Annotated in this window: 16 protein-coding genes and 1 tRNA gene; 5 read left to right on the top strand and 12 right to left on the bottom strand. The window is 61.0% G+C overall.

Annotated elements, in window-relative coordinates; all coding sequences use genetic code 11:
- Positions 1 to 45: 45 nt before the first annotated feature.
- Positions 46 to 1,641, bottom strand: a complete 1,596-nt coding sequence (locus ACSQ9E_RS19515; RefSeq protein WP_436218892.1) for a methyl-accepting chemotaxis protein — start codon at positions 1,639 to 1,641, stop codon at positions 46 to 48.
- A 245-nt stretch (positions 1,642 to 1,886) separates the two neighbouring features.
- Positions 1,887 to 2,255 (bottom strand): hypothetical protein, encoded by a 369-nt coding sequence (locus ACSQ9E_RS19520; RefSeq protein ID WP_162262230.1) that lies wholly within the window; start codon positions 2,253 to 2,255, stop codon positions 1,887 to 1,889.
- Positions 2,256 to 2,469: 214 nt separating this feature from the next.
- Between ACSQ9E_RS19520 and ACSQ9E_RS19525 the strand changes: the two genes are divergently transcribed.
- Together ACSQ9E_RS19525 and ACSQ9E_RS19530 are read left to right on the top strand one after the other, a co-directional pair.
- On the top strand, positions 2,470 to 2,730 hold the full coding sequence (locus ACSQ9E_RS19525) for a hypothetical protein (RefSeq protein ID WP_428001895.1): 261 nt from the start codon (positions 2,470 to 2,472) through the stop codon (positions 2,728 to 2,730).
- A gap of 221 nt (positions 2,731 to 2,951) precedes the next feature.
- The gene (locus tag ACSQ9E_RS19530; RefSeq protein WP_436218893.1) at positions 2,952 to 3,821 is read left to right on the top strand and encodes a hypothetical protein; all 870 of its coding nucleotides are present in this window, start codon (positions 2,952 to 2,954) and stop codon (positions 3,819 to 3,821) included.
- A gap of 679 nt (positions 3,822 to 4,500) precedes the next feature.
- Here ACSQ9E_RS19530 and ACSQ9E_RS19535 read toward each other — a convergent pair.
- From ACSQ9E_RS19535 to ACSQ9E_RS19545, 3 genes are all read right to left on the bottom strand, one after another.
- Positions 4,501 to 4,839, bottom strand: a complete 339-nt coding sequence (locus ACSQ9E_RS19535) for an HNH endonuclease (protein WP_082607825.1) — start codon at positions 4,837 to 4,839, stop codon at positions 4,501 to 4,503.
- A gap of 62 nt (positions 4,840 to 4,901) precedes the next feature.
- Positions 4,902 to 5,714, bottom strand: coding sequence for a hypothetical protein (locus ACSQ9E_RS19540; RefSeq protein WP_157421822.1), 813 nt, complete (start codon positions 5,712 to 5,714; stop codon positions 4,902 to 4,904).
- Between the two features lie 163 nt (positions 5,715 to 5,877).
- Positions 5,878 to 5,954: transfer RNA gene (locus tag ACSQ9E_RS19545), tRNA-Met, on the bottom strand.
- Positions 5,955 to 6,046: 92 nt separating this feature from the next.
- Between ACSQ9E_RS19545 and ACSQ9E_RS19550 the strand changes: the two genes are divergently transcribed.
- Positions 6,047 to 6,796, top strand: a complete 750-nt coding sequence (locus ACSQ9E_RS19550; RefSeq protein ID WP_057264255.1) for a hypothetical protein — start codon at positions 6,047 to 6,049, stop codon at positions 6,794 to 6,796.
- A gap of 176 nt (positions 6,797 to 6,972) precedes the next feature.
- Here ACSQ9E_RS19550 and ACSQ9E_RS19555 read toward each other — a convergent pair whose 3' ends face one another.
- A complete protein-coding gene (locus ACSQ9E_RS19555) occupies positions 6,973 to 7,665 on the bottom strand; it encodes a hypothetical protein (protein ID WP_436218894.1) in 693 nt (230 codons plus the stop codon).
- Positions 7,666 to 7,926: 261 nt separating this feature from the next.
- Positions 7,927 to 8,388, bottom strand: a complete 462-nt coding sequence (locus ACSQ9E_RS19560) for a recombination protein NinG (RefSeq protein WP_436218895.1) — start codon at positions 8,386 to 8,388, stop codon at positions 7,927 to 7,929.
- Here ACSQ9E_RS19560 and ACSQ9E_RS19565 point away from each other — a divergent pair.
- Positions 8,360 to 9,067, top strand: a complete 708-nt coding sequence (locus ACSQ9E_RS19565; protein WP_436218896.1) for a tyrosine-type recombinase/integrase — start codon at positions 8,360 to 8,362, stop codon at positions 9,065 to 9,067. The two genes, ACSQ9E_RS19560 and ACSQ9E_RS19565, sit on opposite strands and share 29 nt — an antisense overlap.
- 112 nt (positions 9,068 to 9,179) lie before the next feature.
- On the opposite strand, the gene ACSQ9E_RS19570 is transcribed toward ACSQ9E_RS19565, so the two are convergent.
- Together ACSQ9E_RS19570 and ACSQ9E_RS19575 are read right to left on the bottom strand one after the other, a co-directional pair.
- On the bottom strand, positions 9,180 to 9,773 hold the full coding sequence (locus ACSQ9E_RS19570; protein WP_436218897.1) for a recombinase family protein: 594 nt from the start codon (positions 9,771 to 9,773) through the stop codon (positions 9,180 to 9,182).
- A 90-nt stretch (positions 9,774 to 9,863) separates the two neighbouring features.
- The gene (locus ACSQ9E_RS19575; RefSeq protein WP_436218898.1) at positions 9,864 to 10,106 is read right to left on the bottom strand and encodes a hypothetical protein; all 243 of its coding nucleotides are present in this window, start codon (positions 10,104 to 10,106) and stop codon (positions 9,864 to 9,866) included.
- Between the two features lie 427 nt (positions 10,107 to 10,533).
- Between ACSQ9E_RS19575 and ACSQ9E_RS19580 the strand changes: the two genes are divergently transcribed.
- Positions 10,534 to 10,881, top strand: a complete 348-nt coding sequence (locus tag ACSQ9E_RS19580) for a hypothetical protein (protein WP_436218899.1) — start codon at positions 10,534 to 10,536, stop codon at positions 10,879 to 10,881.
- A 63-nt stretch (positions 10,882 to 10,944) separates the two neighbouring features.
- On the opposite strand, the gene ACSQ9E_RS19585 is transcribed toward ACSQ9E_RS19580, so the two are convergent.
- The 3 genes from ACSQ9E_RS19585 to ACSQ9E_RS19595 are packed head-to-tail and all read right to left on the bottom strand — an operon-like array spanning position 10,945 to position 14,188.
- The gene (locus tag ACSQ9E_RS19585; RefSeq protein ID WP_436218900.1) at positions 10,945 to 12,324 is read right to left on the bottom strand and encodes a zonular occludens toxin domain-containing protein; all 1,380 of its coding nucleotides are present in this window, start codon (positions 12,322 to 12,324) and stop codon (positions 10,945 to 10,947) included.
- Positions 12,321 to 12,659, bottom strand: coding sequence for a DUF2523 family protein (locus ACSQ9E_RS19590; protein WP_179683708.1), 339 nt, complete (start codon positions 12,657 to 12,659; stop codon positions 12,321 to 12,323). The genes ACSQ9E_RS19585 and ACSQ9E_RS19590 overlap by 4 nt, the downstream gene beginning before the upstream one ends.
- Before the next feature lie 2 nt (positions 12,660 to 12,661).
- Positions 12,662 to 14,188, bottom strand: a complete 1,527-nt coding sequence (locus tag ACSQ9E_RS19595) for a hypothetical protein (RefSeq protein ID WP_436218901.1) — start codon at positions 14,186 to 14,188, stop codon at positions 12,662 to 12,664.
- Positions 14,189 to 14,197: the final 9 nt, after the last annotated feature.

A 14,197-nucleotide genomic window follows, 5' to 3' on the forward strand; every position in this document is an offset into this window, starting at 1 on the left:
GCGAGCCGGTCAGTGCAGCCCACCGCAGGCGCTCGCCTGCCGGGCTCAATGCAACAGCAGTTGCGGTTGCCCGCTGCCGTCGATCTTGAAGACCGAGACCGACTTCACCAGGTCGTCGGCCTGCGTGCGCAGGCTGGATGCAGCGGCCGCCATCTCTTCCACCAGGGCCGCATTCTGCTGCGTGGCCTGGTCCATCAGCGTCACGGCCTCGCCCACCTGCGATACGCCCGAGCTTTGCTCCGAGCTGGCGGCACTGATCTCGCCCATGAGACGGGTCACGCTGCCAATGCTGGCCACCACCTCGCCCATGGTGGCGCCGGCCTTGTCCACCAGGGCCGTGCCATGCTCCACGCGGCCCACGCTCTCGGTGATGAGCTGCTTGATCTCCTTGGCCGCCTGGGCGCTGCGCTGGGCCAGGGTGCGCACCTCGCCAGCCACCACCGCAAAGCCACGGCCCTGATCACCCGCGCGTGCGGCCTCCACGGCGGCATTCAAGGCCAGGATGTTGGTCTGGAAGGCGATGCCATCGATCACGCTGATGATGTCGTTGATCTTGCGGCTCGAGTCGTTGATACCCTTCATGGTCTCGACCACCTGCGCCACCACCTCCCCGCCCTGCTGGGCGATGGTGGAGGCGGAATGGGCCAGCCGGTTGGCGTTGACCGCATTGTCCGCGTTCTGCTTGACGGTGGAGCCGAGCTGCTCCATCGAGGCGGCCGTCTGCTGCAGGGCGCTGGCCTGCTGCTCCGTGCGGGTCGACAGGTTCTGGTTGCCCTGGGCGATCTCCGAACTGGCGGTGGACACGCTCATCGACCCCTCGCGCACGCCGGCCACCAGGCCCGAGAGGCTCTGGCGCATGGCCTCCATGGCGGACACGAGCGCAGCGATCTCGTCGTTGCCACGGGTCACCATCGGGCGTGCCAGATTGCCGTTGGCAAACTCCTCGGTCGCAGCACTCGCCTCACCCAGCGGCCCAACGATGGAGCGCGTGGTCAGGTAGCCAATCACCACGGCAAAAATGACCACGGCGACACTCAGCACAATGAGCTGCATGCGCAGGGATTCGAACTGGCGCATCGATTGGTCGATGGCCCGCTGACTGACCTTGTCGCTTTCTGCCAGAAAGGCGTCGATGTTGCCGACCAGCCGGGTCAGCAGCGGCCGGCATTCGGCGTTGATCTTCTGGATGGCTGCATCCTTCTCGCCCGCGCTCGCCAGGCGCGTGATCTCCAGGGCAATAGGGCCGTAGGCCGCCTCCGTCTCCTTGACCTGGGCCAGCAGCTTTTGCAGCGGCACGGCCGCATCGGGCGGCGCGGCTTTCAGGGCCTCTTCCACGTTTTTGAGCCCCTTGCCCACGGCTTCATGGGCCGTGCCGATCAGCTTGAGTTCGGCGTCCGCATCGGGCTTGGAACTGGCGATCACCAGGTTGCGCGCCGACACGGCCCTGGCATTGGCGGCATCGAGAACACTGTTGCCCAGACCCTTGATAACGTCCAGGTGGTTGACCTGAACCTCCAGATTCTGCTGGGTGAGGGACTGCCCCCGTACACCCATGATCGCCACCAGGATGAGGGCGCATGCGAGAACGGCGTAGCCGATGGCAAGGCGCGTCTTGATGCTCAGGCTTTGCAGGAAATTCATCGCGAAGTTCTCCCTGTGTTGGGCGCGCATGCGCGCAATCCGCCGGCCGAGGCCGGTCTGAAGCGTGATTTGCCCTGCCCCTTCCCTGCCAGCCAACGGTCGTTGGCTGTCTGCACCGGTCATTTTTTATGGATTTTTGGCCCCACACTGACCTGGGGAAGATCCTTCAATGCCAATACCTTGCGCCTCCTGCGGCCGGCTGGCAAGCGTTTTCTTGCCACCCCGGCCTAAAACGCTGGGTGTTTTCACACCCTGCGCGATGCGCTGGAGGCAGAGATCCGGGGGTAGGCCACCGCCAGTGCGCCCACAAGCATCGCTGTTCCATTCGCGTAGACCCACATCTCCCCCTCGAACAGGAGCGCGGTGAACACCGTGATCCCGAAGACGATGGCCACAATGGTGAACAGCGCCATCGCCACCTGCCGGCGGTGCGAAGGCGCCATGGCCACGCCGGTCAGCACGAACACCGCCCCCAGCATGGCGCCGGAGCCGAGTTCGATGAGCAGCGTGCCGAGCACGCCATGGCCCATCTGCCAGGCGCTGATGACCTTGGTCAGGCGCTGCGCCAGGAAGGCGACCGCGAATGCGGCCGGCAGCAACAGGAGCCAGCGCATGAACTTGCTTTTCAACATTCCCTCTTTTCCCCCTGCGTGCGCCATCTGATCGCGGCCGGCCCCATCGATGGGCTCAAGAACCGGTCCAAAGCCACGGCGAAATGTACCAACTTGATTCGGGCGTGCGAGCGCTCTGCCCTCCCTCCCCCAAATCGGTGATGGCTGAAAACCTGCCCGCACCGCACAATGAATCGCCATCCACAAGGAGGAAACCATGCGTTGGATCGTGGTTGCCATCTGTTGTTGTCTTGTTCCGCCCATTGCCTTTGCAGCAATGGACCCGCCACGGGGCACCGTGGGCCTTGCCGGCGCGCTGAACCTGGCCTACCTGCTTGCATTGAGCAGCGGTGTGGGCTGGCTGGTTCAGCAGGTCGCGCAGACATCGGGGCGCTTCAGCCCCAAAACCGAAGCCGTCCTCAGCGCAGCGAGCGCCCTGATCGTGGGGCCGCTGCTCTGGTTTGCGCTGTTTCGGTAGGGAATTCATCCCTTGCGTCCGCGCCCTGCGGGTCGGCAACGAGGCCGATACCCATCAAACCACCTTGCCATTTCGGGCTAACGCTGGCCTGCTGAACGCCTTGGCGGGACGATGCATCGCCGAACAGATCCATCACCCAATCGGGTGAGTTAGACGAGGGAAGTATTCCTTGCTTCGCTGATACGACTGGTTACGATAGTCGCTTTTCATAGGGAATCGAAATGCAATCTTCCTGGTCAATCAAAGCAGCCTGCGCAGCCATCGCATCAACGCTGGCGCTGTCAGCATCGGCAATCGAAATCGACGTGTCCGGCTCGTCGTTTCAGAGCACCGGGAAGGACACCATTGTCATCAAGCGCTTGGCTGTACCTGGCGCCGGCAACTGGGATGTGACGTTCAAATGGGATCCGAACTCAGTTACGTTCGTGCCTCAGGCGGTTTCGCAAAGCACAACTGCCTCGCTCAAACTATCCGGTCCCACTACGGTAAATGAGTCGAGCTCCATCACCTTGGCGGCTGTCGTTCAAAATGCCGATGGAACAACCGTCGCCGCAAATCCTACATGGACCGTGGTGCCTGCGTCGGCCGGCTCGATATCATCTTCTGGCGTCTTCACCGCCTCCAGTGTTACGGCCGATGTCAACGCCGTTGCCACTGCCAGCTTCACGCATCAAGGGCAACCCCTGACGGCCACTTACTCTGTGAAGGTCGTGAACGTGGCCGCAGTTGGCCGCACTTGCAGTGGTGTTCTTGAAGCGCGTTCGAGCCAATCGCTTTCTGGGGATTTCACGGTTGAGCCAGACAACCGCAAAATCAACATGCGGGTAACTGCAACTGCAGGAAATCCGTACTTCTTCACCAGCTCACTGTTCTTCATCCAAGGCACGAACACGGTTGATGTTTCGTTGTACACCTTCGATGCCGATTCTGCGGTGCTGGTGCCTTCCGGTGGCTGGAGTGGTTCAGGACAACTGGTCTCGCCCGGTTCAAAGGAGGGCGTTATTGCAGCCGTTCCCACAATCATCAATTTGGCTCAACCTTTCGAGATCCGCTACACCGGCGCGAGCGGTGCGACAAGTCTGCGCTGCTAAGGGGCTGAAGTCGACTGGGGTGCAATCCAGCTGGCGGCTCCTTTCCGAACGGCCAGCCCTCGGGCGCGGCGTCGGTCTTGTAGCCCTGGGCGTCCACCACCGGACCAGCTGCAGGGGTCGCTGGGGCGGGCTTCCGCTTCCGGCCAGCACCGGGTCGGGCTCCACCACGAGGCATTTTTCAATCCTTTGATTCTTTGATTTCCCCTGGCTGGAATTCAAACAGGGGGTTTTTGGCGCGCGTGGGATACGACGGGGTTTCCTGGCTTTCCAGGTTTTGGAGTTTTCCCCCGCCTACCCCCTGGCGGTTTTCCCTGACCGTTTGCACCACTGAGGAGGGCTACACTCGTCGCCGGTGGCCGCAAGCCGCCCGGACCTCGCAAGGGGCTGAAGGTGAACGGGGCAAGCGCCCCTTACGGCTGTGCCGCGGACAAGCGCTTAACTCTGGAGCCGAACCCGCTGTTAAGCCATCCTAGGCAGGCAGCTAGTGCCCGGCAAGGCACGATAAAAATGCCGACTCTGTACAAGTTGGCGGGCCCGCTGACGCGAACCTGGAGTGATCCATGATCACGCTCAGTGTGCAGCATGGAAAGCTGAAGGTTGCTTTGACGTTCCCCGTCAACGCGATCTTGGCAATCCTCGGGATACTGCTTTAAAGGGAGGGCGGGGTTTCGGCTCCGCCCTACTTTTGACTCCATCCACGACTCGCCCTCAGTCCGGCCTCTCGCGCCGTCTTCTTCGCGTGGCAGCGGTCTGTCCCAGAGCACAGCAGTTGCAGGTTTGCTAGCGCCATGGCATCACCACCCTGCTCAAGGGGAACGATGTGATCCACGTCGTGGTCAGCTCTCACCAGCCCACATGCGGCACAGGTGAAGCAATCGCGCTCCTGCACTGCGGCCTTGCGGGCCATCCATGCGCTACCTCTCACCCGTTCGGATACTCCCGCCTTCGTGGCAAGAACTCGAACCGGGTTGGAGTTGATGGCGGTCAGCCTGGGCTTGATGGTCTGCAGGCGGCCCATGTTCTACCCCTCGGAAACGAAAAAGCCACCCGAAGGTGGCACTTTTGGTTTGCAAATAAACTCTATCCCAGCCTGGCAAGGAACTCATTGATAGCGCTTACCGCCCCTGGCGCAGCCGCCATCCCTTGCGTCCAGGCGGACACGCCATTCAGCAACCCACCAAGGGCGTACTTACTCGGCGATGGCTGTTCAGCCTCGTTCTCCAGCACTTCCAAGCTACGCAGTCGGGCCGCGCGCTCTTGTTCAGCAATCGTGGTATCGCTTTCGACCACGCTGCGAAGCTCCGATATCGCCTTCAACAAAGCCGCCAAGCTATCCCCTGACATGCCAACATGCTGGCTGCTGTGAACGGTGTTGCTGTTCCCGACAACAGCGGTTGCAACGGGGCCATGGAACACCGCTTGAGGCGCTGGCATCAGCGCTCGAAGTTTGCCTGGCACGTCCATCCTCAGCCGCGCGACGTAGCTTTCGGTGACGACCTTCACACGATCGTTGAAGCTGGATTCAAACTGAGTCTGGAATCCGTCTTGGATCGCGGGCACCGAACTAGTCGCAATGCCAAAGAGCTGCTTTGCAATTGCGTCGGCGACCGCACTGTACAGCTCCTGAATTTCTTGAATTCGAGAACCCGCTTCATCTCCCAAGTAGGAAACAGACAACTGCAGAACGTCCTCATAAAGGACTTTGGCGTGCATGTCAAAAACAGACTTACCAGCCTCGAAAACGGCCATAGTCGTGCGCGAGCCATGCAACACCCCGTGTGCCATGCTCTCAGCACGAACCCGCAATACCCTGTCTCGAAAGAGCGTGTCAGCAGAAGACACGTGAGCCACAAGGGCCGGGCCGACATCGGCAATTAGGTTTGTAGTGGCCATTTGGAATCCTCTATTTCCGACATGGTACGCCACCTATTTTCAGTCAATCTATCGCCATCGGACTTCCCCTGAGGGTGGCAACTGCCGTTCGCTTTCCAGCTCCAAAGCTTGCGGGGAGATTCCGCCTGCCGCCGACGCTGGCTGTCGGGATGCGGTCGATGAATGGTTGCGATGGGCCGATTCGAACGGCCGACATACGGGGTATGAACCCGTTGCTCTACCTGGCTGAGCTACATCGCGGAAATGGTTGCGGCGGGTGTGCCTCGAACCTAGGGGGTTCGGGCAGCCTGCCGATGTCTTTGGCACACTTCTAGCTCTTTGAAGGGAAAAGCATGGAGAAAGAAAAATATCAACGCCCCGCTTTGGGCTGGGTAGTGACGGCGCTTGGAATCGCAGGATCCGTGGCCTATCTGTTTTTTCTGAATTGGCTGGTGAACGGCAAGTGGGGAGCTTTGCGCGCCCCTGACGTAAAGCTTAATGAGCTTGGCGACTTTCTAGCCGGTGCGTTCGGCCCCTTGGCGATCTGGTGGCTTGTGCTCGGCTATTTTCAGCAGGGGCGCGAACTCAAAATCAATTCAGATGCCTTGTTGCTTCAGCTCCAAGAACTCGAAAACTCTGTGCAACAACAGGGCAGGCTAGTGGGCATCACACAAGATCAGTACACGCTAGACACGAAAGTTTTTGACGCTAACCAAGCCGCTGCGAAGCTTGCCGCAGACAACCGTACGCGGCAGGCACAACCAGTCTTCAAGTTCAAATCGGATGGATACGACCGCATGCCTGACAACAGAAAGCATATTCATAAACTACGGGTGACAAACATTGGGCATGCGTGCTCAGATTTGACCATCTACACCGACTCTCTTTTTATTCCTCACTCACCTGAAAACGTAGACCATTTGGATCGCACTCAGGGTTTCTCCATGCAGTTTGTTATCGACCACGATGAAGGTGAAACCAGCGAAATGACGTTTACTTTTGTCGATGGCGAACAAAACCTTGGATCGCAAAAGTTCACCGTTGACATGCAGTACACAGCGGTGAGAGTGCTTTCGCCGAAGCCCGACCTAACGGAGTATTAAAAAAGCCCGCGAGGCGTGAACCTGGCGGGCTTGAAATGTCTGGGCGTGCGATTCCTACGAAGGTTTGCCGGTCCCGGCTCCCCGCCGGGTGGTGCTTTCGTAGGGCCTGCAGGTCTGCTGATCTGCAACGGTAGACGCCGATATCGTTGGCGTCTGCGTTGACGGGCGCAATGCTATCACACCTTTCCCGCGGCAAAGTGCTTCAACAGCGGCACGCTCTTCAACGCCCGCCGTGCGCCAGCCCTCGCCCGATCCACATTGCGCTCGATGTGCTCGCTGATTGCCCGGCCATCCTCCCCATGCGGCACTGGGCGCCGGCCCGACCCGGGGCACACCTTGCAAGGCGTCTTGCTCTGCACGTTGGTGCCCGGCAGCACCTGCCACATGGTCCCGTTACAGGCGGTGCAGTTGCGGTCGGCCCACCAGCCCAGCACGTCCAGCAGCTTCACAGATGGGTCGGCCATCCCGCGCGCCACCACCCACGGCAAAAGCCCGGCATGCGGGTCCATCAGCGCGGGCAGGCTCTTCAGGCGCCCAAGGATGCGGCGGCGCTCGGTGGCCAAGAGCTCCTCGGCCGCGGCCCGTGCACCAGGCAGGTCCAGGGCCTGCACCTTGCGCCCCTTCTTGCCCATGGTCACCCGGGGTATGGTCTCGGCAAGGCGCTGGATGTCCTCGTGCGTCAGGCGCTTGGGCTTGGCGCAGCCGCCCCATTCAGTCATCAGCTGGTACACCATGCGGCCCACGGGGAACGGGGCCTTGCCGGCGGCAATGAGCAGGTCCACGTCGCCGCGGCGCTCCAGGCTCACGGTCAGGTCGCTGCTGCTCGCGGCGAGGGTCAGGCGCTCGTCAAAATCTGCTGTCGCGGTCATCTTCACCCCTTTGGTTTTCTGGAATTGCTCAGCGCCTGCATGCGCGCGTGTTCTGCCTTCACGGCGACATGGCCGGCGGCGATGTTCTCGGGGCCGAACACGTCGTGCAGCTCGCCCCGGTATGCGTCGGTGAGGGCCCGCTGGCGCAGGGAAGCCCAGAACTGCGGCCCGTTGGCCAGAGCGCGAACCTTGCAGCGCTGGCAGCGGGCGTGATACCCCCCCAATGGCGTTTGGTCTCGGCCTGGGTGCAGTCGGGGCACGTCATCGGCTGGCCTCCAGTTCCTTCAGCTTCTGGCGGTACTCGTCCCGGATGCCGCGCACCTCGTCGTGCGTCCATTTCCGAACCCGGTTGTCTGTCTCCAGCGCCAGCACGCGGGCTTCCCCGATCCTGGCCACAACTCCCTGACGGAACGCGCCATAGGTGGTGCCGCCTGGGCGGTTGCAGTTCTTTCGCTGGGCGAACACGTTGTCTTCGTTGAAGCGCAGGTGTCCGGCGGTGCTTCGGCTGCGGAAGTGCCCCGCATCCACCGACCCGCCCGGCTTCATGGGCTCGAAGGGCTGGCTACAGCAAATGCACGGCAGTCCAAGGTCCCGCGCGCGGATGTAGGCATTGAAAGCCTCTTGCGCCTCGGCGATCAGCTCGGGCAGGCGCTTGACGGCCTCCTTGCGGCGGCGGAACTCCGCGCGGCCTACCTTGGCCTCTGCCTTCGAGCTGGTTTGCAAGCACCCGAATACCCTACCCAACCCCACCGCCGGCATCGACAACATAAAGGTGCAGAAGGACCAGTCTGACCCCTTCGCGCCCGACGAGGTGGAGGAGATCCTGGCCACCATCGGCAAGCAGTGGGGAGAGGTGTTTCAGGACTATTTCGAATTCAGCATGTTCGCAGGCCTGCGCGCCAGCGACCAGATAGCGCTGATGTGGGAGGACGTGGACCTGCGCCTCGGTCGGGTGGTCGTTCGGCGGGCCAGGGTGATGGGGCAGAACAAGGAGCGCACAAAGACCCACGTCGAGCGCGAGGTGGAGTTGAACGGCCGTGCGCTGGCCGCGCTACACCGCCAACGGGCGCGCACCCAGGCCGTGGGCAAGCAGGTGTTCTACAACCCCGCCACCAGCCGCGCCTACGTGGATGAGCAAAAGCAGCTGCAGGTGTGGACCAGGAGCCTGCGGACCAGCCAAGTGCGCTACCGCCCGCCAAAGGAATGCCGCGACACCAGCGTCACCCTGGCCCTGATGGCGGGCGCCAATCCGGTTTGGGTGGCGAACCAGCACGGGTACTCGGTACAGGTGATGATGCGGGGCTATGCCAAGTGGATTCCCAGCGCTGACAAGGGATCCAATTTGGCGGCGGTGAACCAAGCAATAGGGCACACATCAGAAGCCCGAAAAAACATGATTTAGGACCTGAATAGGTTCAGCGTCGAAGGGCAGGAAGCCAGAAAACAGAAAACCCCCAAGCAGATCAACTACTTAGGGGTTTCGGTTTTGGCGGAAACGGATGATTTCGCTGGGCCTAGCACTTAGCCCGTTTCAACTCCTCAGGCGTCTTTGTAGCGCGATAGATAGCGCGTTTGATCACGGAATCGGACACGCCGTATTTGAGGGCTAAGCCCGCCTGGGTGATGCCCTTCGCTGCGTATTCAGCGACCACCAAAGCCTCATCTTCCTTAGACAGCCCCCTGATTCTGCCGGGCACCCTTCCCCGCTCCCTTGCGGCAATCTGGCCGGCAATGGACCTCTCTCGAATCATCGAGCGCTCAAGCTGGGCCACTGCGCCCAGGATCTGCACTACGAAAACGCCCATGCTGTTGGTGGTATCGAGCGGCTCGGTAACACTCTTGATGGTTGCGCCGACGCCCTCAAGCTGCCGCAGTATTTCGAGCAGATCAAAAAGGCTACGAGCAATCCGGTCGATCTTGTAGACCACCAACACGTCGCCCTTGCGCAGCGATGCCAAGCACTTCGCCAGCTCCTGTCGCCCACGCCGAGTCGATCCACTGGCCTTCTCCTGATAGACGACCGTGCACCCGGCCTTCCCCAAGGCATCCAGTTGCAAAGCTGTGTCTTGATCCTGTGTCGAAACTCTCGCGTACCCAACAAACGGCATTGGCCCTCCCTGGTGTTACAAAAGAACACGATATCTGTATATTTATACAGTTGTCATGCTTCGCATACATGCCGCCGCGAAAGGGGGCTGCTACCGGGAACGATTGGTTCTGTCGGGCTGAGGTTGAACAGAGGATTGAGGAACCACAGCAGGGCGCTGCTGTTGGATCGACTGCGCCGCAGCATTGCTACTGGCAACCTCTAGCCGGTGCGAGATCAGGGCCTCATAACCAAAAAACAGCATGATGCCGCCAAGGAAAATGCCCAGCGCGAGCTTCACCACATCAACAAGAAAAAACCAGGTGCTATCAGGCCGATAAATGATTCTGTGCATGCCCTTCCTCCTTTTGGCAAGCACGATAGCAGCAAAAACGAAGGCCCCGAGTAGCGGCCTTTTTCATTGCTACGCCAGGCGCGATCGCAGAAGAACACAGCTTGTGCAACTGCGTTGCATGTGATCGCTCGGCGCGCGCCGTCCATTGCCCGTGAGACGTTCGCGCCCACACCGTCCCCATGATTTCTTCGCCTCTTCGGCCTACGCTAAATCAGGACCGCGCTGCGCGCTTTGGGCTTCTCCGGGGGGTATTCATAAAGCTTCGCTTTACAAACCTTCCCCCACTCCGAACCCCAATCCTGATACCGCTAAAGGCACGGCGAAGAACTCAGGGGAACGGTGCAAGCAAGGCCAGCTTGCACGGGCAACAGACAACAGTTGTCCGGCTCGGAATCTAGGGGCCCGGTACACCTTCAGGAGAAGCACCATGATCGCAGCCAACTACCGCAAGTTTCCCGAAGCACTGGCACTGCAGATGCCTTTGCGGTTCGGCCGCGCGCTGGTGTGGGCCCTGTCGCGGCCGACGACGCGAATCCTTCGGGCGATCAGGGCAGAGCGCGGCGCGGCGTTCAAGGCTGCAGGGCGGATTGCCTACCCGGTGAAGCCAGCCACCCCGGCCTGGGTGCTGGAGTCCACCAGTCGCGCGCGCAAGCTGGCGAAGGCCGTGAAACAGGCATGCATGGCGATTGAGTTTGTGGTGTGGACGAAGCCCACAAACCCCTACGCGAAGCACGTCGCCCGGATGCGCGCAGCGCGTGCAGCTACAGCCCAATAAAGCGCAGGAGCTTGCGAACGACCGCGCGAACGACGGTGTTCATGACGACGCGCCAAATGGACCTCATTGGACGTTGCTGCGCCCGGTGGCGTAGGCGGGATTTTTGAGGCGCAGCGCTGCGGTTAGGTCGGCCTGGGTGATCTGGCCATCCTGGGGGCGCTGGAACTCGGGCATGGGGACTGTGGCGGGGGCAGGGCCCGAGGTGGTGGAGTGGCCGGCGCGATCCTTGCCGGCGTTCACCACGATTGGTTTGTCCGCAGACCATTGCGCCATTGCGGGGGCATCGCATGTGATGGCCTTGGGCTTGCCTTCCCATCGCAGGGTGCCAGCGCAATCGGTCAACGGTTGCCACACGTAGCCCATCTTGACCAAGTCGCGGCTGTCCATGGTGCTGACGCGCTGGGCAGCGTTGCTGACCGTGAAGGTGTAGACGTCTTCGCCGCGCATGGTGATCTTGCCAGTGAGGTGCAGAGTCTTGCCTGCATATGGCTCTGGGGTTGCATCAGGATCGGGCTCAGAAGCCTTTTTGGCGGGTGGTGGTGCCGTGGCATGGCTTCCGGCGTTTCCAGGGCTTGGCGGCGTTATTGCTGCGTTTGCGCTGGCGATCGGAGCGGGGATGCTGGTGGCTTTCGCCGCGGTTGGCTTTTTGGGCTTGTCAGCGGGCCACAGGTACCAGACGGCGGCAATGATGGTGACAGCCCACCATGCCCAGGTAAAGCGCCGGAATTTGACGATGAAAGGGGCGACGTCGGACGCGGCAGATTCGGCGACGCTGTTGCCCTGAGTGTGGCTTTTGTAGAGCGGGAAGAACTGCGGTTTGTAGGGGCGGCTTTCATCGCTGATGACGGCACCGCGATAGCCCGCGTGGACCTTGCGGATGTACTCATTTTTCTTGCCCAGGACGTCGGCTTTGCGAACCTTGATCAGCATAGCGATCAGCCGTGCAATGGGTTGGTTCATATCCCGAAAACTTTGGGTCATCAGCAGCACGTCGGCGTTGAAATGCCGGTGCAGCTTGAACCACTCCACGACCTGGGTGTCGGTGCCCATCTGCGGTATGGGCACATGGCATTCATCGATCACGAACAGCGGGCCCTGTCCGGTGTCTGGGTGCTTCCAGTCACTGACGTAGTCCCACACGTGGCCAAAGACCGAGACAGCGGGGCCGGGCTGCTCGGTGTGACCATCCTCAAAAAATGTGTACGCCTGGCCGTTGCCTTTTTCGTCGACGGCGGCGGCATCCCATTTACCGAGGATCGGGCGTGGCTTGGCGAGCACTTCGATCAGGTCCGCATAGGCAGGATCGATGGCAGCGAACATGGACACCTGCAGAGGCAAGTTCGTGATGACCTTCCGCCCTTTTTTGAGAGATTCGAGAACGTGGTACACGACGGCTTCATAGCTCTTTCCAGAGCCTGGAATTCCTTCCAATCCGTTGATCATGATCCGAGCCTCGTGAAGGGGATCAGCTGCAGGATCAGGCGAATGCCGATGGCCGTGATGATGATTGCCGAGACTTCGGCGACACCGATCAAACCGAGCACGTTGATGATCTCTGCAGGGAGGGTGCCCCAGGTGCCGGTATAGGTGCTGATGCCGCTGAGATCGAGAGCAGAGACAGCGGAAACGACGATGTCCATGATCTGCTCAAAGGGCCAGCACATGGCATCGCGGAGCAGGTCCCACAGGGCAACGAAGACGGCCTTTCCGAGTTCGCCGAACCACTGCGCCAGGGCAACGAATTTCGCCAAGATGGCGCTGATGAAATCGCCGAGCATGGTCAACCTCCAAAGATCAGTTGGCGGGCGAGCATGAGCGCGGAAATGATCATGATGGCCTTGGCAACGTCCCACAGCCAGCAGGGCGGCGCGACCTCATGCGTGCCCATATCGGCCCAGTCAGGACCAAAAGAGAGATTGATGGTCCACGTTGGACAGGTGCCCCCGGTAATGCCGGTGGGCATCATCTGACCGAGCACTGTGACAAGGCTTGTTTGCGTCAGCGCTGCGGTCTTGTCCTGCCAGATGCCTACGAGGCCCTGGGGATACTTGCGCACGTACAGCTCGGGGATGGCGGGCATGCTGGGGTCGGTGATGGTGCCCACGGGCTGGCACATGGCAGCGGTGGGGTTGCGCGCGCAAACATCGGGGGTGCTGGGGGTTGCGGTGCCCGGTACGGATGGATTGCCGGGCACGGACGGGTTGCCGGGCAGCGTTGGATTGGCAGGTGTCGTGGTGATGTTGTTTACCGTGGTGTAGGTCACACCGTAAGGGTTGGCAGCATCGTTAGCGGGCGTGATGGTGGTGACCGGCTGCGTGTATTGCTGGGGCGACGTGCCAGCGATTGGGCTTGCTGTTCCAGTGACGGTAAGCGGGCGACTGGTCTGAGTGGGCGCGGGGTTCGTAGCGCCAATGGGCAGCGGGTCGTTTGACGAAGGATTGATCGGGGGATTGAGAACCGGGACAGGGTCAACGGGAATAGGTTTTCCCATGGCCTCGAGCACTTTGGGATTGACTGGAATGGCGGCGAGATCCATCGCCAATTGCTCCCACTCGGTGGCGGTCGGCTTGACTTTGACGGGAGGGGGAACCTGAGGCAAAGACGAAGCAGCATGGCACATGGCAAAGCTCTGAAACATGCCTGCACCACCGCCACTGCCACCACCGGACGTAGGGCGGCACCAGTCGAAGAAAACACCGGTTGTATCGCCACCGCACCCACCTTGGGGGACGGCCCTGAAGAAGTAGCTAGGACAGTTGCCAGCGTACTCAGTAATCATCGGCTTATAGGTAGCAAACGTGTTGCCATCTGGAGCCACCAACGCGCCGACATCGATGCCGTTGTTTTCATTGGGGACGCCTTCGAAGCCTGCAGGCGGTACATAGCCATCAATCGGCTTTTTGATGATGGTGTCCGTTGTCGGGTCGTATTGGTAGCCCGTGGCCTTTCCCTCTGCGTGGGCGGCGTCGAGCCAATCTTTGGTAGCGGCAGCAGCAGCACCAAGCGCAAGACCACCGACGACGAGCGGGCCGATTGCAGCGGTTGCAGCGAGGGCGACAGCGGCACCGCCAGCGATGCGGGCACCTACGAGCATGGTGGCGCCGCCGAGGAATTCAAGCGACGCAGTAGTGAGGACATAGCCACCAACGACGGCGCCGCCGACGACACTTCGAACGCCGTTTACGACCTGGATTGCCTGACCTGCTGCAGGGGTGACAACTGCAGCGTTTGCATAGGCGTAATTGGCCCCCAGCAGCCCAACACCGACAGAGAAAAGCGCATTGCGCGCGATGGGTGGAACTCGCATTTATAGCCC

Origin of the sequence: Acidovorax sp. LjRoot118 (genome assembly GCF_964253575.1) — a bacterium.
GTDB lineage: Bacteria > Pseudomonadota > Gammaproteobacteria > Burkholderiales > Burkholderiaceae_C > Acidovorax.